This window comes from Qipengyuania vulgaris (assembly GCF_009827325.1).
Classification (GTDB): domain Bacteria; phylum Pseudomonadota; class Alphaproteobacteria; order Sphingomonadales; family Sphingomonadaceae; genus Qipengyuania; species Qipengyuania vulgaris.
Genome location: NZ_WTYC01000003.1, coordinates 163,194 through 185,009, shown reverse-complemented (window position 1 = coordinate 185,009; position 21,816 = coordinate 163,194). Strand labels below are relative to the sequence as shown.

Annotated in this window: 20 protein-coding genes and 1 tRNA gene; 4 read left to right on the top strand and 17 right to left on the bottom strand. The window is 61.9% G+C overall.

What is annotated here, in order from left to right:
- Positions 1-135: 135 nt before the first annotated feature.
- Complete coding sequence (locus GRI69_RS07725) at positions 136-567, top strand: ExbD/TolR family protein (RefSeq protein ID WP_337191044.1); 432 nt, start codon at positions 136-138, stop codon at positions 565-567.
- A gap of 149 nt (positions 568-716) precedes the next feature.
- Here the strand turns inward: GRI69_RS07725 and GRI69_RS07720 are convergent, their stop codons facing one another.
- The 5 genes from GRI69_RS07720 to GRI69_RS07700 all read right to left on the bottom strand — a co-directional run bounded on the left by GRI69_RS07720 (position 717) and on the right by GRI69_RS07700 (position 6,633).
- The gene (locus GRI69_RS07720; protein ID WP_160727860.1) at positions 717-3,179 is read right to left on the bottom strand and encodes a ligase-associated DNA damage response DEXH box helicase; all 2,463 of its coding nucleotides are present in this window, start codon (positions 3,177-3,179) and stop codon (positions 717-719) included.
- Positions 3,180-3,241: 62 nt separating this feature from the next.
- The gene (locus GRI69_RS07715) at positions 3,242-4,090 is read right to left on the bottom strand and encodes a DUF2059 domain-containing protein (RefSeq protein WP_160727688.1); all 849 of its coding nucleotides are present in this window, start codon (positions 4,088-4,090) and stop codon (positions 3,242-3,244) included.
- A gap of 26 nt (positions 4,091-4,116) precedes the next feature.
- On the bottom strand, positions 4,117-5,520 hold the full coding sequence (pgmG, locus tag GRI69_RS07710; RefSeq protein ID WP_160727687.1) for a phosphoglucomutase/phosphomannomutase PgmG: 1,404 nt from the start codon (positions 5,518-5,520) through the stop codon (positions 4,117-4,119).
- Entirely contained in the window at positions 5,510-5,818 is a 309-nt protein-coding gene (locus GRI69_RS07705; RefSeq protein WP_160727686.1) for a J domain-containing protein, read from the bottom strand. Before GRI69_RS07705 ends, pgmG begins: the two co-directional genes overlap by 11 nt.
- Positions 5,815-6,633: a division plane positioning ATPase MipZ gene (locus tag GRI69_RS07700; protein ID WP_160727685.1), complete on the bottom strand. Its 819-nt coding sequence runs from the start codon at positions 6,631-6,633 to the stop codon at positions 5,815-5,817. Before GRI69_RS07700 ends, GRI69_RS07705 begins: the two co-directional genes overlap by 4 nt.
- A gap of 91 nt (positions 6,634-6,724) precedes the next feature.
- On the opposite strand from GRI69_RS07700, the gene panC reads away from it, so the two are divergent.
- Entirely contained in the window at positions 6,725-7,630 is a 906-nt protein-coding gene (panC, locus tag GRI69_RS07695) for a pantoate--beta-alanine ligase (RefSeq protein WP_160727684.1), read from the top strand.
- Here the strand turns inward: panC and GRI69_RS07690 are convergent.
- From GRI69_RS07690 to pepN, 9 genes are all read right to left on the bottom strand, one after another.
- Positions 7,599-7,672 (bottom strand) — tRNA-Gly (locus GRI69_RS07690). The two genes, panC and GRI69_RS07690, sit on opposite strands and share 32 nt — an antisense overlap.
- Before the next feature lie 47 nt (positions 7,673-7,719).
- Complete coding sequence (locus tag GRI69_RS07685) at positions 7,720-8,364, bottom strand: OmpA family protein (RefSeq protein WP_160727683.1); 645 nt, start codon at positions 8,362-8,364, stop codon at positions 7,720-7,722.
- Positions 8,361-10,211, bottom strand: coding sequence for a cation:proton antiporter (locus tag GRI69_RS07680; protein WP_160727682.1), 1,851 nt, complete (start codon positions 10,209-10,211; stop codon positions 8,361-8,363). The genes GRI69_RS07685 and GRI69_RS07680 overlap by 4 nt, the downstream gene beginning before the upstream one ends.
- A gap of 90 nt (positions 10,212-10,301) precedes the next feature.
- Entirely contained in the window at positions 10,302-10,838 is a 537-nt protein-coding gene (locus GRI69_RS07675) for an adenine phosphoribosyltransferase (protein ID WP_160727859.1), read from the bottom strand.
- A 77-nt stretch (positions 10,839-10,915) separates the two neighbouring features.
- The gene (locus GRI69_RS07670) at positions 10,916-11,764 is read right to left on the bottom strand and encodes a cytochrome c1 (RefSeq protein ID WP_160727681.1); all 849 of its coding nucleotides are present in this window, start codon (positions 11,762-11,764) and stop codon (positions 10,916-10,918) included.
- 18 nt (positions 11,765-11,782) lie between these two features.
- Positions 11,783-13,078 carry a cytochrome b gene (locus GRI69_RS07665; protein ID WP_160727680.1) on the bottom strand — a complete coding sequence of 432 codons (1,296 nt, stop codon included), beginning with the start codon at positions 13,076-13,078 and terminating at the stop codon, positions 11,783-11,785.
- A 23-nt stretch (positions 13,079-13,101) separates the two neighbouring features.
- A complete protein-coding gene (gene petA, locus GRI69_RS07660) occupies positions 13,102-13,674 on the bottom strand; it encodes a ubiquinol-cytochrome c reductase iron-sulfur subunit (RefSeq protein ID WP_160727679.1) in 573 nt (190 codons plus the stop codon).
- A gap of 222 nt (positions 13,675-13,896) precedes the next feature.
- The gene (pgeF, locus tag GRI69_RS07655) at positions 13,897-14,556 is read right to left on the bottom strand and encodes a peptidoglycan editing factor PgeF (protein ID WP_160727678.1); all 660 of its coding nucleotides are present in this window, start codon (positions 14,554-14,556) and stop codon (positions 13,897-13,899) included.
- The gene (gene pepN / locus GRI69_RS07650) at positions 14,549-17,200 is read right to left on the bottom strand and encodes an aminopeptidase N (protein ID WP_160727677.1); all 2,652 of its coding nucleotides are present in this window, start codon (positions 17,198-17,200) and stop codon (positions 14,549-14,551) included. The genes pgeF and pepN overlap by 8 nt, the downstream gene beginning before the upstream one ends.
- Before the next feature lie 42 nt (positions 17,201-17,242).
- On the opposite strand from pepN, the gene GRI69_RS07645 reads away from it, so the two are divergent.
- Entirely contained in the window at positions 17,243-18,028 is a 786-nt protein-coding gene (locus tag GRI69_RS07645; RefSeq protein WP_160727676.1) for a Rossmann-fold NAD(P)-binding domain-containing protein, read from the top strand.
- On the opposite strand, the gene GRI69_RS07640 is transcribed toward GRI69_RS07645, so the two are convergent.
- Positions 18,012-18,956: a DMT family transporter gene (locus tag GRI69_RS07640; RefSeq protein WP_160727675.1), complete on the bottom strand. Its 945-nt coding sequence runs from the start codon at positions 18,954-18,956 to the stop codon at positions 18,012-18,014. The genes GRI69_RS07645 and GRI69_RS07640 overlap by 17 nt on opposite strands.
- The gene (locus GRI69_RS07635) at positions 18,953-19,948 is read right to left on the bottom strand and encodes a threonine aldolase family protein (protein WP_160727674.1); all 996 of its coding nucleotides are present in this window, start codon (positions 19,946-19,948) and stop codon (positions 18,953-18,955) included. The genes GRI69_RS07640 and GRI69_RS07635 overlap by 4 nt, the downstream gene beginning before the upstream one ends.
- A gap of 54 nt (positions 19,949-20,002) precedes the next feature.
- Between GRI69_RS07635 and GRI69_RS07630 the strand changes: the two genes are divergently transcribed.
- Positions 20,003-20,299, top strand: coding sequence for a GNAT family N-acetyltransferase (locus GRI69_RS07630; protein ID WP_160727673.1), 297 nt, complete (start codon positions 20,003-20,005; stop codon positions 20,297-20,299).
- Here GRI69_RS07630 and GRI69_RS07625 read toward each other — a convergent pair.
- Positions 20,296-21,816 (bottom strand): PH domain-containing protein, encoded by a 1,521-nt coding sequence (locus tag GRI69_RS07625; RefSeq protein ID WP_237453000.1) that lies wholly within the window; start codon positions 21,814-21,816, stop codon positions 20,296-20,298. The two genes, GRI69_RS07630 and GRI69_RS07625, sit on opposite strands and share 4 nt — an antisense overlap.

The window sequence follows — 21,816 nt, the reverse complement described above, 5'->3', positions numbered from 1 at the left end:
AGGGGCGGAGCGATCCGCCCCTTTTTCTTTGCCCGCATATCGCAAAGATGTAGCGGCGCGGACACACGCTGAAGAACGACTTGCAACCCGCGCCTGTTTGTGATGTTATTACATTTAACAGAAGAGGAGATAGTCGTGCCTTTTTCCGCCCGACGCGCGCCCGCTCACGACACGCTGCTCCGCGACATGAACGTGACTCCCTTCATTGACGTACTCCTGGTTTTGCTGATCATGTTCATCATGGTCATCCCCATGGCCACGCATGCGCTACTGGTCCCGGTACCGACCGGAATGCCGCCGCTGGAGATGCGTGAGGAGAATGTCGTCAAGATCGACCCGCAGGACCGGTTGTTCTGGAACGGCCAGAACCTGACGCGCGAAGGCCTACTCAACCAGCTGGCCGGGGCCGCCGCGATGGATGCCCAGCCGGTTATTCGCTTCGAACCGGATGGTCTCGCCAGCTATGAAACGTCCGCCCGCACCATCGCATTGATCAAGGACTCCGGCGTCCAGCGCTTCGCTTTTGTCGGCAATCATCAATACCGTGATTTCAGCAAATCCCGCTGAACGCTTGGTTTGTTACAGTGACGGTCGCTTCGTCGTCGCTTCTGCAAGGATCAAGACTCACATCCGAAGGAAGCCGAAAGCAATCGCGCCCGTTGACGTCTGGGGACCGATATCCAGCTCTAGACGGAGCCACCCATACTGCGCGAAAATCAGGTTTTCGGCAGGTCCTCCACCCGCATAGCTGCTCCCGCGAGGCTCTCCGCCTCTAACAGCAGCTCGTCGTCGACCGACCCTTGCGGGGTCGCCTCGCGGCCGATCATCACCATTACCGGCACAGCCAGCGGACTGACCCGGTCGAGCTCGATATGGACGAGCTGCTCGGCCGAGCGGTCGAGCAAGTTGCCCAGCCTTGCCACGTCGGTCATGCGCGTGCGGGCATCGGCCCAGGCCGCTTCGAGCAGAACGTGATTCGGTTCGTATTTGCGCAGGACATCGTAAATGAGATCCGTCGAAAAGGTGACCTGCTTGCCGGTCTTCCTCTTGCCCGGATGTTGTCGCTCGACCAGCCCGCCGATCACTGCGACTTCGCGAAAAGCGCGGCGCAGCAGGTGCGAGTTCTGAACCCATTCGACAAACTCTTCCTGCAGGATGTCGGGCGATAGCAGCGGTGCCGGATCGTCCACCGGCTTCAGGCCCCAGACGGCGAGAGAATAGTCGTTAGCCACAAAACCGCCCGGCATCAGCCCGCGATCCTCCATCCGGCGCGTTATGAGCATTCCGAGGCTCTGGTTCGCGTTCCACCCTTCGAAGGTATAGTAGACGCTGTAATACCGTTTAGCGTGCGGGAAACTTTCAACCAGCAATTGCCCGGGCCCCGGCATTTGTGAGCGCCAGTCCTGCATTTCCAGCCACTCACGCACGTCGTCGGGAAACCGCGCCCAGCCTGCGCGGTCGACCAGCATGGTGCGCACACGTTCCGCAAGATGCGTGGTCAAGGGCATACGCGCCCCGCCGTAGCTCGGTATCATCGCATTGGAGGTGGCGGCCTTTACCAACACCTCCATGTCCTGCAGTTTGACGACTTCGAGGCTCATGCCCGCAAATGCGAAGGTATCACCAGGTGAAAGCGAAGCGGCGAATCGCTCTTCGATCTTGCCCAGGCTGCGACCACCACGCCCGCGTCCCGAATTGATCCGCACTTCCAGCATCTCGCTATCGATGATGATGCCGGCATTCAGACGATGCCGCGCCGCCTGCTCGGGATGGGTCAGCCGCCAGACGCCCTGCTTGTCGCGCAGGATACGCTTGAACTTGTCATAGGCCTGCAAAGCATAACCACCGGTCGCGACGAATGTCACAACGCGTTGCCACACGTCCTCGTCAACCCAGGCATAGGCAAGGCTCGAACGTATTTCGCGCAGAAGTTCGTCCTCCTGGAACGGAGAGGCGCAAGTGCAGGCCATGACATGCTGCGCCAGCACATCGAGCCCGCCGGGCCGAAAGTCCTCACCGTCGCGCATGCCCTCGTCTACGGCTTCCTTCGCAGCAGTCGCCTCAAGGAATTCGAACCGGTTGCCGGGGACGAGCAGCGCGCGGCTGGGCTGGTCTAAACGGTGGTTGGCACGACCGATCCGCTGGAGCAGGCGCGAGGAGCCTTTCGGCGCGCCCATTTGGACCACCAAGTCGATATCGCCCCAGTCTACACCAAGATCGAGGCTGGCGGTCGCGACAAGCGCGCGCAGTTCGCCCCGCGCCATGGCCCCTTCAACCTTGCGACGCGCCTCCTTCGAAAGTGAACCATGATGAATCCCGATCGGGAGCTTGTCTTCGTTTACATCCCACAGATGCTGGAAGATATACTCGGCAAGGAAGCGCGTGTTGGTGAACACAAGCGTCGTGTTGTTGCGCCTTATCTCCTCGTAGAGCTGCGGAATGGCCCAAGTCGCCGCATGGCCGCCCCAAGGAACGCGCTCTTCCTCGGGCAGGAGGATCTCGACTTCGGCGGGAGCGCCACTTTCGCCTTCGACCAGTTCGACGCTGTCGATATCACCCCATGGTGCCAGCCACTCACGGAATGCTTCAGGCTGGGCCACCGTCGCCGAGAGTGCCGCACGCTGCATCTGCGGAGCAATTGCCTGAAGGCGAGAGAGAGCCAGCGCCAGCAGGTCCCCGCGCTTGCCGTTGGCGAAGGCGTGAACTTCGTCGATCACCACGCGCTTTAGCCCGGAAAACATTTCTAAACTGTCGGGATAGGATAACAGCAGCGAAAGGCTTTCGGGTGTGGTCAGCAGGACATGTGGCGGCCGGGTACGCTGGCGCTTCTTCCGGTCAGACGGCGTGTCGCCGCTGCGAGTTTCGGCCCGGATCGGCAGCCCAATCTCTTCTATCGGCGTCAGCAGGTTTCGCTGCACATCGTGCGCCAGCGCCTTGAGCGGGGACACATACAGCGTGTGTAATCCTTCGGGCGGATCGCCGCCATTCAGGCGTGAGGGCGTGAAATCCGTCAGCGTCGGCAGAAAGCCGGCCAGCGTCTTGCCCGCCCCGGTATCTGCCACCAGTAATGCGTGCCGCCCGGCATCGCTCGCAGTCAGCATGTCGACCTGATGCCGCCGGACTCGCCACCCGCGTCCAGCGAACCAGTCTTTCAGCTCTGGCGGAACAATCGGCGACATCACGGGATAAGCGATGCAACGACCATTTCAGTTCCACCGCTACAGGTCGGCTCTGCGAACTCCTACTGGCCGTGACCGTCGTGCGATGCCTCCACCGGCTTGGGCGGCTTGACGATATCGGCCAAGTTGTCGGCATTTACCCCCAGAAGAGCGGCCAGCCGGTTTCGTTGTTCGGTAGTGAGGTCGGCGAATTGCCGCTCGCTCGGCAGCGAAGCCATCGCCTCCTTCATCGCTGATTCCATGTCGCCAAATCCGCTCATCATGGCAGGTAATGCCTTGATGCTTGCCTGCATGACCTGCGGATCGGCGAACAGCGCCATCGATTCCTTGGCATAGACACCGCCGGTCGGGGTTGAGAAGAAGGCTGCGATATCCGCAAGCTGCGCGTCGTCAAACCTGACCGCATAGGCTTTCGACAAGCCCTCCCGCATCGGACCTTCCATGGCGGAGAACATGCCGGTCATCTTTCCGGTGATGACCGATACGATCACATCAACGCGCTGGTCGTAGGCCGGATCAAGCATGGTCACGACTTCGATCTGCTCGGCCTCGCCAAGACCGGCCAGCGTTTCCTGGTCGATTTCCAGGCGCGATCCGAGAATGAATTCAGGACTGGCGATCATGGACATCATCGGACGCATCATCTTGTCCATCATGTCGCCCATCATTTTGCCGTAAAAGCCATCAGGCATCATCTTGCCGACCACGTTCTGAGCCGCGGGCAGTCGCGCTTGCTCTTCGCCGGTCAATGGCTCGGTCTGAAAAAGGCCGGCCATCATGCCGGCAAACTCGTCCATTCTATCCTGCGTGGGAACTCCCGTTTCCGGCTCTGCTGCGTTGTCCTGCGCAAGTACCGGATTCGCGATTGCCAGCGAACCAATCGCTATCGACGCCCAAACCAATTTCCGCATATTCCCCCCTATCGAATTCCGCCAGATCAGTGTGCGGCTTGTGGCCCTCTCTGGAGACCGGAGGCCGCGAGTTGCTCGTCGATCTGGCCTATGAGACGCTCGAGCCCCTCCTCGGTATCGCTCTCAGCCCGCGCAACCAGCACGTCCTGCGTATTCGACGCGCGCAGCAGCCACCAGCCATCGGCAGTGTTCACGCGCACGCCGTCGGTGCCGTTGACGTCCGCATCGGTGTCGGAGAGACGCTCTTTCACCTCCTCGATCGCCGCGAATTTGCGGCTTTCATCGACCTGGAAGCGCATTTCGGGCGTGTTGATCATCTGCGGCATATCGCTGCGTAACTGGGTGACAGATTTACCGAGACGTGCGGAAGCGGTCATCAGGCGCACGCCTGCATAGAGCGCATCGTCGAAACCGTAATAATCATCGGCGAAGAATACGTGACCGCTCATTTCGCCCGCGAGAGGCGAGCCCGTCTCCTTCATCTTCGACTTGATCAGCGAATGGCCGGTCTTCCACATCAGTGGCTCTCCGCCGCAGGCCGCGACATGATCATACAGCGCACTGCTGGCCTTCACGTCGGCAATGATCGTGGCACCTTTGCGCGACCTCAGCAGGTCTTCGGCATATATCATCAGAAGCTGGTCGCCCCAGATCACCCTTCCTTTGCCGTCGATCGCACCGATACGGTCTCCATCGCCGTCGAAGGCGATCCCGAAATCGAGCGACTTGTCAGCGACCAGATCCTTCAAGTCCGCTAGATTTTCTTCGACGGTCGGATCGGGGTGATGGTTGGGAAATCCACCGTCGACATCCGTATAGAGAAGGTGATGTTCCCCGGGCAATTTGGCGACCAGCTTTTCCAGGGCAGGACCGGCAGCGCCGTTGCCCGCATCCCAACCAATCCGCATACCTTCAAGCCGGCTAGGGTCCACCCCGCCCAAGGCAGTCAGCATCCGGGCGACATATTCATCGAGAACGTCACGTTCTTCGGCTTCACCCGCCCCATCGGACCACTCGCCCGCAGCCGAACGGCGCCCGAGTTCCTGGATGTCGGCTCCGAAGAACGGACGGCCCTGGAAGACCATCTTGAAGCCGTTGTAATTGGGCGGATTATGACTGCCGGTTATCTGGATACCGCCATCCACCTCGCCGTCGCTTGCCTCTGCATAGTACAGCATGGGCGTTGCCCCTAGCCCCACACGCATTACGTCGCAGCCGCTGGCCGTCAGGCCCTCGACCAGGGCGTGTTCAAGCATGGGTGACGAACGCCGGCCGTCGTAGCCCACGGCCACACGGCTCCCGCCAGCATCGCGCAACATCGAACCAAAGGTGCGCCCGATTGCGCGGGCATCGTCCGCGCCCAATGTTTCTCCGATGACCCCCCTGATGTCGTATTCGCGTAGCACAGTGGGATCGAATTCATGGTTCATTAGGAAGCTCCGGGACGTCGTATGGTAACTCATCCAAGAGAAGGTCGCGGGCGGCATTGAGTTCCTGCATTTGCGCCTTGCTGCCCCCGCGATCGGGGTGTGCGAGACCGGCCATGCGGCGATGTGCTTCGCGGATTTCCTTATGATCGGCACGCTCGGATACATTTAGCAGCTTGCGCGCACGCCTGATCGATTGAGTACGGGTCGGCACCGACCGCAGGTAATCCCAAGGCCACTTGCCTAACGCCCATCGGAACAGCACCGACAGGACGATTACTAGCATCAGGGCCTTGATCATGCGTCGATCGTTTCGAGTGGCAGTTCTGCGCGCTTCGATTCAGGTAGGCGAAGTGCCGCCATGAGCTGGCGCAGCTCCTGCCGAGCGACCAAATGGCTTGTCCCCAGATCACCGAGATGGCCCTTGTCGAGCAACGTCAGTCCTGACGGGAAAAGTTCGCGGTAAATGACACGCTCGGACAGGCCGTGGGCTACGCGGAAGCCGACCCGCTTCGACATCTCGGCAAGCGCCTGTTCTATACGGCTGCGATTGCGCGCCTCGGTGTGACCGGTCCGGTTACGGACTACGACCCAATCCATTTCGGGGCGGCCCTCATCGATCCCCTTCCGGCTACGCTTGATGCGCGCCTCCCAGATCAGTTCGGCATAGAAGGACAGCTTGCGCACCTTGAAGCTTTCGCCTTCCACCTGTCCGATCAGGTCGAAATCGACGAAACTGTCATTCATGGGCGTGACAAGGGTATCGGCCTGTGTTGCCGCGTGACGGGCCAGCGGATCGTCCCGGCCCGGCGTGTCGATCAGGATGAAGTCGGCATCCCTCCCATGCTCTTTAACCATCTCGCCGAATTCCTCTTCCGGAATCGGCGGGACCGTGTGGCACTGGATATTGGGAAGGGTGATCTCGCGACGTTGGGCAGTTTCCGCACGGTTTTCGATGTAGCGCGCGAGCGTCCGCTGCCGGTGATCCAGATCGAAACCGACGACTGTTGCGCCGCGATAGGCGAGCGCGATCGCGACATGCACAGCCGTGGTCGACTTGCCCGTCCCGCCTTTTTCATTGGCGAAGGTAATCCAGTGCGGGGCGGCGTGGGGCAAGGCTGTGTCCGGCTCTTTTCTTGTCGTTGTGCTGGCCGCCCTGAATTCGCTAGGGCGGGGGATACGAAACCATATCTGAGGGGACTCGGCGTTGCAAACAGTCCGCACGCTCGAATTGTTGAGGAATACGCTCGCTGTCCTGCGGCAGGACGGCGGCAGTATTGCGCTCGTACCTACGATGGGTGCGCTACACGAGGGTCATCTCTCGCTAGTCCGCTGCGCCCGGAAGGCTGCGGACCACGTTGTCGCCTCCATCTTCGTCAATCCGCGGCAGTTCGGGGCGGGCGAAGACCTTGATGCCTATCCGCGGCAATTGCAGCGAGATTCCGAACTACTGGAGTCAGAAGGTGTCGCTCTTCTGTGGGCGCCGGCAGCGGATGAGGTCTACCCAGCGGGCTACGCCACGAACATCTCGGTTTCCGAGATAAGCGAGGGGTTGTGCGGGGCGAACCGCCCCGGCCATTTCGATGGCGTGGCGACGATCGTGTGCAAATTGTTCAATCAGGTCATGCCCGACACGGCCTTCTTCGGCGAAAAGGACTGGCAGCAACTCGCGGTAATCCGGCGTATGGCGCGTGACCTCGACTTGACGCAGCCGCATGTCGACAACATTCACGGCGTGAGTATCGTACGAGAGGCGGACGGCGTCGCGATGAGCAGCCGTAACGCCTACCTGTCCGCCGAGGCGCGCGAGCGGGCGGCGAGCCTTCCCGGCGCTATGAGAGATGCCATTGCGCTATTGGCCGGCGGCGACGAGGCTGGTCGCTCACTGGGCAGTTTACAGGAAGTGTTGCTCGCGAGCGGGTTCGACAGTGTTGACTATGCCGAACTTCGCGATGCCGATAGCCTGGAGGCGCTCGACGCAGACAACGGCAATGCCAGACTTTTCGTCGCCGCAAGGATCGGCGGAACACGCTTGATCGACAACATGCCGGTTCGCGCAATACATCGAGGGGAAGAGCGGATGGAGCGGGTAAGGGGAATCGAACCCCTCTAGCCAGCTTGGAAGGCTGGAGCATTACCACTATGCTATACCCGCGCTCCGGGCGAAGGCAGATGCCCACCTCCAAAGGATTCGTCAACCGGTCATTGCGCCCGGGGACTGGGCTTCGATCCCGGGCTCGCAGACGGCGCTTCGGCCGCTTCAGGCTCGCTCAGGGTTTCAATCAATGTCTGCTCGCGCCCGGCCTGCTGCCCTGTTTCGACCGTCACCTCGACGCGCCGGTTTGCCGCTCGGCCTTCCTCGTTGGGCGAACCGTCGGGCAAGGCATTAGGCTCGACCGGGTTTTGCTCGCCAAAAGCGATGACTTCAATCCGCTCTTGAGCAATTCCGGCTTCGACGAGGAAGTCACGGACCGCCTCTGCCCTCTCCCGGGACGCGTTCAGATTCGCCTCGTCGGTCCCGTCAGAATCAGAATGTCCGCGCACGATGATCGAACCGCCTGCCTCCACCTGCGGCGACTCTATCAGTGTCGCCAATTCGGCGCTCACCGCCTCAGTCAGTTCGGGTGTCCCGTCTGCGAAGGAAAGGGTTGTTTCCAAGGGCGGCAGCGTTGGTGCCGGGATCACGGATTCGCCTTTCTGCGCTGGATCTTCCTGAAAGATCGAGCGCGGGCCATCTGTCGGCGTTGGCTCAGGTTCCGGGACTTCTTCCTGCCCCTTGCACGACGCCAGCACCATCGTACCTGCCATCAGCATCATCGATGCGCCCAATTTGATCGCCTGCTTCATGTCGGCTGCACCCCCTGTTTCTTGCTTGCCTTCTTTGCCGCCTTTTCTTCCGCCGTTTTCGTTTGGGGCGGTGAGAAGCTCAGGATCGTATCCCCCGCTCGTGGCTCTGGTTTCGCCGCGTGTGTGAAGAAGCGAATCGTGCCGTTGTCTCGCACCAGCAAAAGCATGTTGGCTGCGTTGGGCAGCTTTTCCTGCATTTTCTCGAAGTCGAATTCTTCGGAGAGCCGGGTCTTCCGAAAGACCCACCCCTGCCGCTGGCGTTCGCTGACATCCTCCACGCCGAAACCGGATTCGAACAAGGCTCGCCCTCGCAGGCTCGCAGGAAGCGCATGCTTATCTTCGCCATCGGCCGATTCGCCTAGCTGGAAGACCCGGTCACGACCGATCTCATGCGCGAACTCATTGCAGACCAGTGCGTTATATGCCTCGTTCTCGGTCGCTGCGACGAGGTTCTGATAAGGAGCAAGCTCGAGATTATGCTCGGTCGCCTCGTTCAGAATTTCACCGTGATAGAACGGAATGCCCTTTTGCCGGGCGAGAGCCAGCCGTTGCCAACTGGCATCGACCACGAGTACCGGCGCTTTCATGTCGCGCATCTGTTCGGCAAGCGCGATGGTCCATGGGGTGCTGCCAACGATCAGCATCCCGGGCCGTGTCGTGCCCTTCACCTTGAGCAACTTGGCCACGAAATCCACCGTAAACCCGTGTGCCACGATAGTCACGACGACGACAGCAAAGCTCAGGCCGATGAGCAGGTTGCCGTCGGTATACCCGAGGTCCGAAAGGCGCAGGGCAAAAAGACCCGAGATGGCGACTAGGACGATCCCGCGCGGAGCGATCCAGGCGAGGAAGAGCCTCTCGTTCCAGGGTATTTTACTACCGAGCAGGCTGAGCAGGATGGTCGCCGGACGGACCACGAACAGGAGTGCCAGCAGAAACAGGCCGATCGGCCAGTTTATGTACCGAATATCTTCGATGCTGAGCGAGGCCGAGAGCAGGATGAAGATGCCAGACACCAGCAGTACCGCGACGTTCTCCTTGAAAGGATGAATGGATCGCAAGCTGGTGACGTCCATATTGGCAAGCGCGACACCCATAACGGTCACTGCCACGAGGCCGGCTTCGTGTTCGATCAGGTTGGAAATGACGAAGACGCCGATGACCGCAGTGAGGAGCACGGGAACCTTGAGATATTCGGGCACGGCTCCTCGCGGAAAAGACCATGCAATAGCAAGCGCTGCAACATAACCAATAAGGCCCGCGATTAGGGCGGCAATGATCAGGGGGGGCACTACTTCGAACAGGGTTGCGCCGGGCTGCTCGGCAACCTTGCGAAAGTATTCATAGGCGATCACGGCGCAGAGGGCCCCCGTGGGATCGTTGACGATCGCTTCCCACTTAAGGATCGACGCTGGGCGTGACTTGATCGAACTTTGCCGCAGCAGCGGGATCACCACCGTCGGGCCTGTTACCACGAGAATCCCGCCAAAGAGGATGGCAACTTCAGGTGCTAGGCCGGCGATGTAAATCCCGGCCAATGCGCCGAAAAGCCAACCCAATGCGACTCCGATCGTCGCGAGCCGTCCGACCGCGCTGCCGGTATGCCGCAGCTCCCTGAAATCGAGGCTGAGCCCGCCCTCGAAAAGGATCAGTGCGACACCGATCGCGACCATGGGTTCCAGCAAGGCGCCGAACGCGTGCTCAGGATCGAAGACACCCAGCACCGGACCTGCCAGGAAACCGGCGATCAGCATCAGCACGATCGCGGGAAGTCCGGTACGCCAGGCGACCCATTGTGCCCCGATCCCGAGAATGCCCACCAAAGCTATGACAAGTGTCTGTTCCATGCCCCTCGTCGAATGACTGCCCGCGGACGGGCCGTACCAGTCACCAATGCCCTACCCCCGGTATTTATCCAAGGGCACTCGCGGTTTTTCTCAATCGTCGGCGAAATCCATCAAAGCAGCAACACTCACGCCGCACTCGCCGAGTTTTTCAGCGCCGCCAAGATTGGGCAGATCGATAACGAAGAATGCGTTCTCAACTACCGCACCAGCTTGGCGGAGGAGCCGAGCAGTGGCACACGCAGTTCCGCCTGTGGCCAGGAGGTCATCGACCATGGCGACATTCTGGCCGGGCACGACCGAAGTCGGATCCATTTCGAGCCTGTCCGAACCGTATTCGAGAGCATAGTCAACGCCGATAGTGTCGCAAGGCAACTTCCCCGACTTGCGTATCGGCAGGAAGGGTAACGCGAGCTTCGCGGAAACCGCAGCCCCGAAGATGAAGCCGCGCGCTTCCATCCCTGCGATGGCCTCGGCTCCGGAAATGCGCACCCCGTCCGCAAGCCAGTCTACCGTTGCGGCAAAGCCTTCACCGTGTCCGATCAAGGTTGTGATGTCCCGGAACTGGATGCCTTTGACGGGGAAGTCCGGAATGGTCCTGACCAACGATTTCAGTTCTTGCGGCGCTATACTTTCTCTCCTCCGGAACGAAAACGCCCCTCACATCGCAAGGATGGAGGGGCGTACGAAATCGATTACAGGACGGCTTACTTCTTCGGTTTTACCGCAGCCCAGATCTGTTTCTTCGACAAATAAGCAAGTATGGTCGCGAACAGTAGGAAGATCAGGACGGGCCACCCAGTTTGCTTGCGCTTCACCATGGTCGGCTCGGCTGTCCACGTCAGGAATGCTGCCACGTCCTCGCTCATCTGCTCGATCGTCGCCTCGGTACCATCGTCATAGGTAACCTGACCCGCGGTCGAGAGCGGCGGAGCCATCGCGAGGTTGAGGTTGGGGAAATACGGATTGTGATAGAGGCCCGGTCCAGGTGCCGCTTCGGGATGCTCTTCAAGCAGTTCGGCTGACGGCTCTTGGTAGCCCATGAGCAAGGAGGCGACATAATTCGTGCCGTCGCCGCGTGCCTTGGTCATCAGTGAAAGATCCGGCGGAATGGCATTGTTGTTCGCCGCAGCCGCAGCCACCGCATTCGGATAGGGCGACGGGAAATAGTCGGTCGGAAGGCCCGGGCGCATGGTGGCTTCGCCGGTGTTCGGATCGATGCCCGGTACCTGCTTCGCTGCAGCATAGGCCTTTACCTGGCCTTCGGAGTAACCCAGCTGTGCCAGATCGCGGAATGCTACGTATTTCAGGCTGTGGCAGGCCGAACAGACCTCGTCATAAACCTTGAGACCGCGCTGCAGCTGCGCATGGTCCCATTTGCCGAAAGGCCCATCGAAGGAATAGGCGATGTCGCGCGGCTTCTCGTAGGGGAGATGCGGTGCGACCTCTTCGGTGGCGGCGTTATAGGCGCCGACTGCGAAGGCCCACAGCGCGGCAACGGCAAAACCGATCCCGACGATGATGGCAACAAGGCGGACGCTGAGAAGCTTGATCATTGGTCTCTCGTTACTCGCTTAGACGGCCGGCGACGTATTTTCGCCTTTGACGACCTTCTTGTCCGAGCCGAGAACGGCTTCGGTGATCGAATAGGGCAGCGGTTCGGGTTTCTCCACGCTCGAGATGATCGGGAGGATCACCAGGAAGTGGAGGAAGTAATAGGCCGTCGCGATCTGGCTGAGCATCACGTAAGGCTCTTCAGCCGGCGCGCCGCCGCAGATGAACAGAATGATCATCGCGGGGATCAGGCCGAACCAGAAGAACTTGCGGAACAGCGGGCGGTAGTGGCCGCTGCGCACCGGCGACTTGTCGAGCCAGGGCAGGAAGAACCACAGCAGGATCGATGCGAACATCGCCAGCACGCCCATCAGCTTGGCGGGCACGAACAGGAAGTCGACCGTGAAGGCGCGCAGGATCGCGTAGAACGGCCAGAAGTACCATTCGGGAACGATGTGAGCCGGGGTCGAAAGCGGATTCGCTTCGATGTAGTTATCCGGGTGGCCAAGCGCGTTGGGCAAGAAGAAGACCAGCGCGAAATAGAGCAGCAGCGCGATGCCCAGGCCGAAGCCGTCCTTCGCCGTGTAATACGGGTGGAAGGGCACAGTGTCGCTTTCGTTCTTTATTTCAACGCCCGTCGGGTTCGACGAGCCGGGGATGTGCAGCGCCCAGATATGCAGGATCACGACCCCGGCGATGACGAACGGCAGCAGGAAGTGAAGGCTGAAGAAACGGTTCAGAGCAGCGTTGTCGGGGGCGAACCCACCGAGGAGCCATATCTGGATCGGCTCGCCGACCAGCGGAATCGCGCCGAACAGGCCAGTAATGACCTTCGCGCCCCAGAAGCTCATCTGGCCCCAGGGAAGCACGTAGCCCATGAAGGCAGTGGCCATCATCAAGAGGAATATGACGACGCCCAGCAGCCAGATCATTTCGCGCGGCGCCTTGTAGCTCGAATAGAACAGGCCGCGGAAAATATGCAGGTAGACGACGATGAAGAAGAAGCTCGCGCCGTTGGCGTGGGCATAGCGCATCAGCCAGCCCCAGTTAACGTCGCGCATGATGTGCTCGGTCGTAGCGAACGCGACCTGCGCGTTCGCCGCGTAATGCATGGCCAGCACCACGCCGGTGACGATCTGCACCATGAGGAAGAAGCCGGCAAGAACACCGAAATTCCAGAAATAGCTCAGGTTGCGCGGAACCGGATAGCCCGCCCCGACGGCATTATAGACCAAGCGCGGAAGCGGCAGCTTCTCGTCGAGGAACTTCGTAACCGCATTCTTCGGTTCGTACTGGCGTGCCCAGGGAAAGCTCATGTGTCTGTCTCTCGTCTTCTAGCTCAGCCGACCTGGATGACGGTATCCGAGGTGAACTCGTATTCCGGCACTTCGAGGTTGGTGGGGGCCGGGCCTTTGCGGATGCGACCGGCAGTATCGTAATGCGAGCCATGGCAGGGGCAGAAATAGCCGCCGAATTCGCCCTTCACTTCACCTTCGGCAGCGCCCAGCGGCACGCAGCCAAGGTGGGTACAAACGCCCATGGTGACGAGGATGTCGGCATGGCCTTCCTTCGTCCGCTCTGCGAGACTCTGCGGATCGCGGAGTGAACCGGTCGGCGTGGCGTTGGCAGCGGCGATCTCTTCCGGCGTCAGGCGCTTCACGAAAAGCGGCTGCTTGCGGAATACCGCCTTGATGGCCTGACCCGGCTCGATCGCCGAAACATCGACCTCCGTCGAACTTGCCGCGAGCACGTCCTTCGAAGGCGCCATCTGGCTTACCAGCGGAAATACTACGGCAAGACCGCCGATGCCGGCAGCACTTACAGCTGCTATATCGAGAAAGTCGCGGCGGCGGATGCCATCGTCGGACGTCGTCACCGTATCTGGAGTAGCGGTTGCAGTCGTGTCTGCCATCAGCGCTTTGCCTTGCCTGCCTTAGCTCTGCCGCGCCACAAGGCACAGCGGGAATTGTTGCGGTCTATAGAGCCGGATGATGCCGTCGGCCGGCGCGGAAAAAACATGCGCAAATGCCCCCGGTATTTCCGGTTTGGTGGCGCCTCTAGCCGCTATGCGACCCCTTGCCAACCGCCATTTTAACAACAGATATGCCTCTGGGCGCAATGAGCGCGGACATCGTTACGGCAAGGCTATGGCGCTGACCTGCCGGCCCTGCGTTGGCTGCTCCCGGTGCGTGGCGCGGCGATAGGAATGGAACCGGCCCTCGTCGGAATAGGTATCAAGCGCCAGATCGTCGATTCGTCCGGTGCCTGCTGCGCGCAATCGGTGAGCGACATATGCGGGTAGATCGAACTGGTAATGTCCCTCACGTCCCGGACGAAAGAACAGGTCGTCACCAGCCTCGAATTCCCGACGGAACGCGGCATCTACTTCGTAGCTGCCCTGAGCTATGGCGGGTCCGATAGCGGCCACGATCCGTACTCGGTCGGCTCCCAGCTCCTCCATCGCTTCAAGCGTGTTTTCGAGGACACCTGCACGTGCGCCGCGCCATCCGGCGTGCGCTGCCCCGATCACACCCGCCTGCACGTCGGCAAAGAGGACCGGCGCGCAGTCCGCCGCAACTATGCCGAGCAGCAGGCAGGGCCGGTCCGTTACCATGGCATCGCCTTCGCGCGCGTCGCCGCCCGCTTCGCGCATCACCACCACCTCGGCGGAGTGAATCTGCTTCAGCCTGACCAGCGGCGCGCCAGGTAGGACGTCGGAGCTCTCAAGTCCTTCGCGTGTGGAAAAGCCGTGCGGAATTCCCGTCAGCGCTTCCGATGTGAGCACATCAGCCAAGTGAACGAGTTACCTGTTCGAAGCTGTCGCGCGACAATTTGGGCGCGGCGGCGATACGTTCGAGTTCGGCACGCATGAGCGCCGCCCGGCCCGGCTCGAGCTTCCGCCAGCGCCCCAGAGCAGGCACGAAACGTGCCGCAGTCTGTGCGTTGATCGGGTCCAGGTCCAGAATGAGGTTAGCGATCAATCTGTAGCCCTCGCCATTTGCGGCATGGAAGCCATGAGGCGCTCCGGTGAAAGGCATGTAGAGCGAGCGGGCGCGGTTCGGATTCCTGAGGGTGAAGTCCGGGTGTTCGGCGAGCGCCTTCACATGTTCGATGACCTTCGGATGAAGCGAACTCGCCTGCAGCGCGAACCATTTATCGATCACCAGCGCGTTGCCCTGATAGCGGTTATAGAAGTCCAGAAGCCGCCCAGTCCGCTCGGCGCTGTCGATACCGGTGAGCACCATCAAGGCACCCTGCCGGTCAGTCATGTTGTCCGCACGGTCGTACTGATGGGCAGCAAGTTCGGCGGCCTTCTGCGGATCGCGGGCAGCGGCGAATGAGAGGACCAGCGTCTTGAGCTTGCGTGCCCCCTTCGCCTCTGCGCTCTGTGAATAAGGAAGCTTTTCGGCGCGATCGTAGATGTGATGGAGCTCGTCCTGCAGCTCACTGGCAAGGAATGCTTTCAGCCCCTCACGCTCTTCGAAGATGCGACCGGGATCGGCGGCCTCGATCTGCTCGGCGATATACGTCTGGCTCGGCATGGAGAGCAGTTCGCCGCGCATCAGATCGTCGAGCGCATCGTCATCGGTCACCGCGCGGAGAGCACGTACGATGTCCGCCTGTCCGGCATTGCGCGCGTCGTCCGACAGATCTCCTTTGCTGGCAGTGACGAGGTGGCGCACCATGAGATCCTGCATCGCTTCGTACCGCGCGAAGGGGTCGTCATCCTTAGCGGCCAGAAAGACAAGCTCATCGTTCGCGATGTCGCGCCCGATGGTGACCGGCGCGGAAAAGCCGCGATTGATCGACAGCACCGGCTTTCGGGCGAAGCCTGTAAAGCGGAAGCTGTCTCTCGCCTTGTCGAGCACCACCAGATGCTCGCCGGAATGCGAGCCACTATCCCGATCGAACAGCGCGACCCTGAGCGGTATGGGCATGGGCTTCTTGTCGTCCTGACCGGGAGTTGGCGGGACTGCTTGTGACAGCGTCAGAACAGCCTCATCGCCCTCTTGAGAGAGTTCGACGCTCACCTTCGGCGTTCCCGCTTGCGAATACCACAGGCGGAACTGCTCGAGATCGATTCCCGACCCGTCCTCGATCGCCTTGACGAAATCCTCGCAAGTTGCCGCTTCGCCATCGTGACGGTCGAAGTAGAGATCGGTGCCGCGGCGGAACGCCTCGTCACCTGCCATGGTCTTCATCATGCGGATGACCTCGGCGCCCTTGTTGTAGACGGTCGAGGTGTAGAAGTTGCTGATCTCGCGGTAGCTGTCGGGGCGGATCGGATGGGCGAGCGGCCCCGAGTCCTCGGGGAACTGGACGCCGCGCAGCACGCGCACGCCCTCGATCCGCTTGACCGGCGCACTGCCCATGTCCTGGCTGAACAGCTGGTCGCGCAGCACGGTGAATCCTTCCTTGAGGCTCAGCTGGAACCAGTCGCGGCAGGTGATGCGGTTGCCCGACCAGTTGTGGAAGTATTCGTGGCCGATCACGCCTTCGATCCCGTCATAGTCGCCGTCGGTGGCGGTTTCGGGGTCGGCGAGGACGTATTTGGTGTTGAAGACGTTGAGGCCCTTGTTTTCCATCGCGCCCATGTTGAAGTCGGACACGGCGACGATGTTGAACAGGTCGAGATCGTACTCGCGGCCGAAGGTGTCCTCGTCCCACTTCATCGAGCGCTTGAGGCTCTCCATGGCATGTTCGGTGCGCTCGAGGTCGCCGTCGCGTACCCAGACGTTCAGTTCGACCTTGCGCCCGCCCATGGTGGTGAAGCTGTCGCTGCGCGCCACGAGGTCGCCAGCGACCAGCGCGAAGAGATAGGACGGCTTGGGCCAGGGGTCGTGCCATTCGGCCCAGTGACTTGCGCCATCTTCACCCATATCGGCCCGGTTGCCGTTGGAAAGCAGCACGGGGAAATCCTTCTTCGGCCCGCTCATCCTAACGGTGTAGGTGGAGAGCACGTCCGGGCGGTCGGGGAAGAAGGTGATGCGGCGGAAGCCTTCGGCCTCGCACTGGGTGCAGAGCATGCCGGAAGAAGCGTAAAGGCCCATCAGCTGCGAATTCGCGCCGGGGTCGATCTCGGTCACGATCTCGATCGTGTGCCGATCGCCTTCCAGCGTGACCACCAGATCGTCGCCGTCCATCATGTGGCCGGCGCACTCGCCCCCGTCGCAGCGGAGCGAGACCAGTTCGAGCCCGTCGCCGTTCAGCCGGATCGTGGGCGAGGCGTCCGCATCGGGATTGCGTTCGATCTCCAGCCGGGCGGTGACGCGCGTCTTTTCAAGGCCGAGTTCGAAATCGAGCCGGGTCGTGGGTACCAGCCAGGGAAAGGGCTGGTAGTCTTCGCGCCGGATTTCCGGCGGTGCCTTGGGCTCCACGGCCGCATCGGCCATTTCGGGATTGCCATCGGGTGTCGAAGGCGTGCGCGCGATATCCATTCTCGTCCTGTCTTTTGCGGGTTCATCGGCTATTACGCCCGGATGGCCCGTTTGTTCATCTTCGGCCTCGGCTACACGGCGGGGCGGTTTGCACAAGAGATGCGTAGCAAAGGCTGGCATGTCGATGCCACCGGTAGCTCAGGAAACCTCGACTTCGACGACGAAGGGACGGTGCAGGCCGCCCTGCGCGAGGCGAGCCACGTGCTCAGCTCGGTGCCGCCAGCCGGCGAAAGCGACCCCGTGCTGGATCGCTATGCCGGGACGATGGAGGGCAAATGGCTGAGCTATCTTTCCTCCACCGGCGTCTATGGCGACGTCGGAGGCGCATGGGTTGACGAGACTGCGCCCACCGGTACCGGGCGGCGCACCGCGCGCGCCGAGTGCGATGCGCGGTGGCTGGACCTGGGCGCGCGGGTATTCCGCCTGCCCGGGATCTACGGGCCGTGCCGCAGCGCCTTCGAGCGGGTGCGAAGCGGCAAGGCGCACCGCATCGATCTGCCCGGGCAGGTGTTCAGCCGGGTGCATGTCGATGATATCGTTGGCGGACTGGTCGGCGCGATCGAGCGCGATGCGCCGCGTGGAGCCTACAATCTGTCCGACGACCTGCCGACCAGCCAGAATACCGTGATCGAGGAAGCCTGCCGCCTGCTCGGTCAGGAACCCCCTCCGCTGCAAACACTGGAAGAGGCCGATTTGTCACCCATGGCGCGGGGCTTTTATGCCGAGAACCGGCGGGTCGCGAACGGCAAGGCCAAGCGAGTGCTGGGCTGGGAGCCGCGCTATCCCACCTACCGCGAAGGGCTGGCAGCGATCAGGGCTCCGGCGTAGCGCGCCTTGGCGGGGGCGCACTGCGTCCGCGCAGGGCAACCACCATGCCGATCAGCGTGATCGCCGCGCCTGCCGCCGGCAACATGCCCCAGACGAAGCCTTCGAACAGGGTCGAGAGGACCATGGCGACAATCGGCACGATCACCGAACTGTAGGCCGCCGTCCCCGCCCCGACCTTGCGCACCAGCCCGTAATAGAGCGGGAAAGTCACGACCGAGCCGAGGAGGCCGAGGTAGAGTATGCCGAGCGTATACTCCGGCCGCGTGTCGAATTGCGGCGGGCCTTGCGTGACCCCGGCGAACCCGGCGTTGAGGATAACGCCTACCACCATCGACCACGCGAGCAGCGTTAGGAGCGGCATGCGTTTCGCGCCGTCCATCGCCTGGACGATATTGGCCGCGCTGGCGGCAAGGATGCCCCCGACAGTCAGCGCCGCGCCGAGCAGGACCTCGCCCAGCGTCGCCGGGGACGCGCGCCATTCCTGCGCGAACAGCATGGCGACACCGATCGCCGCAATCGTGGAGCCGAGGACGAATTCGCGGCGGATGGGCTGCCCCAGCACGAACTTGCCCAGGATGGCATTGGGCACGACGAGCAGCGCGAACATGACCGCCACGAGCCCCGAGGTGATGAATTTCTCCGCATTGTAGACGAAGCTGAAATTGAGACAGAACTGGAAAAGGCCGAGCGCCACGGCCCAGCGCAAGCCTTCGCGCGGCAGGCCGAGCGGTTCGCCGCGGAATTTCGCCAGCACGAACATTCCCGCCGCCGCCACGACGAAACGCCAGGTGATCGACCAGCTTGCCGGGACGACCGAAAGCTGATCGCGGATGACCAGCCACGTCCCGCCCCAGATCAGGCTGACCAGCAGGAAGGCTGCAAGATTTCGCGGAGTGAGGAGGCTTTCACCACCGGAAGATGCGCTCATAGCGCCGCAATCGCCGTGGCGAGCGCGCGGGCATCTGCCTCACGCGTGTTCCATGCGGTGACGAATCGCGCCGCATCGGCGCCCCAGTCGTAGAACCCGAAACCCTGTCCGCGCAGCGCCTCACGTTCGGCGGGCGTACAGCGCACGAACAGCTCGTTCGCTTCGACCGGGTGCATGAGGCGCTCCCCGCAGGACCCCGCGATCTCGGCGGCGGCGGCATTGGCCGACCGCGCGTTCGCCAGCCACAAATCGCCCTCGAGCATGGCGTGAATCTGTGCGGCCAGGAACCGGCCCTTGCTTTGCAGATGTCCGGCACGCTTGCGGCGATAGCGCGCCACATCGGCCAGACCTTCTTCGAAAAAGACGATTGCTTCCGCACTCATCGCGCCATTCTTCACGAAACCGAAGCTGAGCGCGTCGACCGAACCAGCCACCTCGCTTGCCGGCAAGTCAAGGAAAGCGGCGGCATTGCCGAAGCGCGCGCCGTCCATGTGCAGGCCGAGCCCGCGTTCGTCCGCCAGCGCACGAATCGCCGCGATCTCTTCGGGCCGATAGACGCGGCCGTATTCGCTGGCCTGCGTGATCGAGATGGCATGGGGCTGGACCTGATGGACATCGTCCCGGATGGGATCGATCACGGCGCGGATTGCGTCAGCCGTCAGCTTCGCACCCTCCCCCTGCCCGAGCAGGAGCTTGGCCCCGTGAAGATAGAAGCCGGGGGCGCCGCCTTCGTCCATCTCGATATGGGCCTCTTCGTGGCACACAACCGCACCGTGCGGCTGGGCCATGGTCGCAAGTGCAAGGCAGTTGGCCGCAGTGCCGGTTGCCACCCACAGGACCGCGCATTCACGGGCGAAAAGTGCATTCATTCTCTCGTCAAGCGCGAGGCTTAGACTGTCGTTGTCATATGGCGCATCGGGCTGGTCGGCCTGACGCATTGCGTCCCATACGGCGGGGTGGACACTGGCGGCATTGTCGGAAAGGAATTGCATTGGAACGCCTCTAGCGCCGCGCGCGTTGGAAAAATAGCAAGGAAAGAAAAGAACATGGGTATCGCACAAATTGAAATAGAACATCGCGATAGGGTCACCCACGGAGACTATATTGCGACAATCCCGGGAATCGAAAGCACGGCGAAACTGAGCTGGACCGAGCGCGACGGAATACGCCACGCCGAACACACCTATGTTCCGCCCAGCCATCGCGGCAAAGGCGTGGCCGAGGAACTGGTCAAGGCAATGATCGCCGATGCCCGGCAACAGGACTTCAGGATCGCGCCCGACTGTTCCTATGTCGCGCGCTATTTCGACCGGCATCAGGAACTGGCGGAATTGCGCGCCTAAGGCGAAGGAGCGCCCTTCTCTTCAAGCAGGCGGGAGAAATCGGTCCGGGCAATACTGTCGCAGATGGCGCTGCGCCAGCGCTGCGCCTCTTCCACGGGCATTCCGTTAATGCGCAAACGCCCCCCGGCAAGACCGAGCGCGAGACTGGCATATCCGCGTCTGCGTGCGACTGGCCCCTGGGCGACTTCGACCGACTGCAGCTTTACGCGCGATGCAATGGCGAGACTGGGTGAGAGCCAGCCGTGTCGGCTGTAGAGCTGGCTTTCGCCAAGCGCGCGATAATCGTGCCTCCATCGCCACCATTGCTGACCGAGGGTGAAGAGCAGTCCGGCCAGAGGAGCCAGCCAGACCCACTCGTGCGCAAAAAGGGCAGACACGACAGTGGCCGGAAAAAGCAAGAGCGCGGCAAGCCCCGCCTTGTCGATCCGGTAGCGAGCCAGCGCGCGGGCCCATTGCGCATCTTCCGGCGGCAGGGAGAAGCCGGTCACTCCGACCACCGGGGCGATCTCGTCCATCCGGCCGAAGGGCACCGCGTCGTGATTGGCCCCGCCGCTGTCGCTGGCGAGGCTGATGACCTTGAGCGAGTGCCAGCCGAATCGGCGCCGGAGGAAGCCCGTCCCGATCCGCAGCGCCTGAACACGGTGCAGCGGCATCACCACATCGGTCCGGGTCAGGAGGCCGCGCCGCCTGCGCATGCCCTTCGCCGTCCGCTCGAGCCGGAAATCCCATTCGCGCAGCGCCGTTCGGCCGATCCCCGTTGCGACGCCCACCACGCCGAGCGTCGCAAGCGCAATGACGATCCCGGCGGCCTGCGCCAATGGGCCGAGACCTGCAAGCCGCTCCCCCGGACCGGCAAGCCGCTGCTCCCACTGATCGAGATCCCATAATTCGAAGGGCAGCAGGAATTCGAATTGCTGGGCAAGACCGCCGAGAACAGCGACCACGGCGAGCGAAAATTCGAACAGGCCGAAGGTGAAAACGCGCCGCGGCCCCATGGCGAACAGGACCTCCGCTTCTTCCGGGACAACCTCTACTTCCTCGGCGTCCTGTGTTTCCGCTGCATCGCGGCGGGTGCGGACGAGTTCGCGAAGACGCTCTCCTTCGCTTTCGGACAGGTAGGTCAGCGCGAGATCGTCTTTCCCGCCAGCGCCTGTCTCGAACTTGACCTCGACCAGACCGAACAGCCGCGGCAGCAGCTTCTGTTCGAGGCTGACATCCTGGATCCGTTCATAGGGAACGGACCGCGCCGCACGCGACAGAACCCCGCTTTCGACACGGATGTCGTTTTCGCCGACGGTGTAGGTCAGCTTGGTCCATTGCAGGTATGCGATCACGACATTGCCCAGGATGACCGCGATCACGAGCGGCAGGAAGTAGCGAACGAGATCCCCGATATCGCCGTCGTCGAGGATCGTCACCGAGGCCACCGCCAGCGGGATCACCAGCTGGAACAGCATCATCACCGCGCGCACGCCGAAGCTGCGCGGATCGGTGCGCCGTGCGTCTTCCTGCAACAT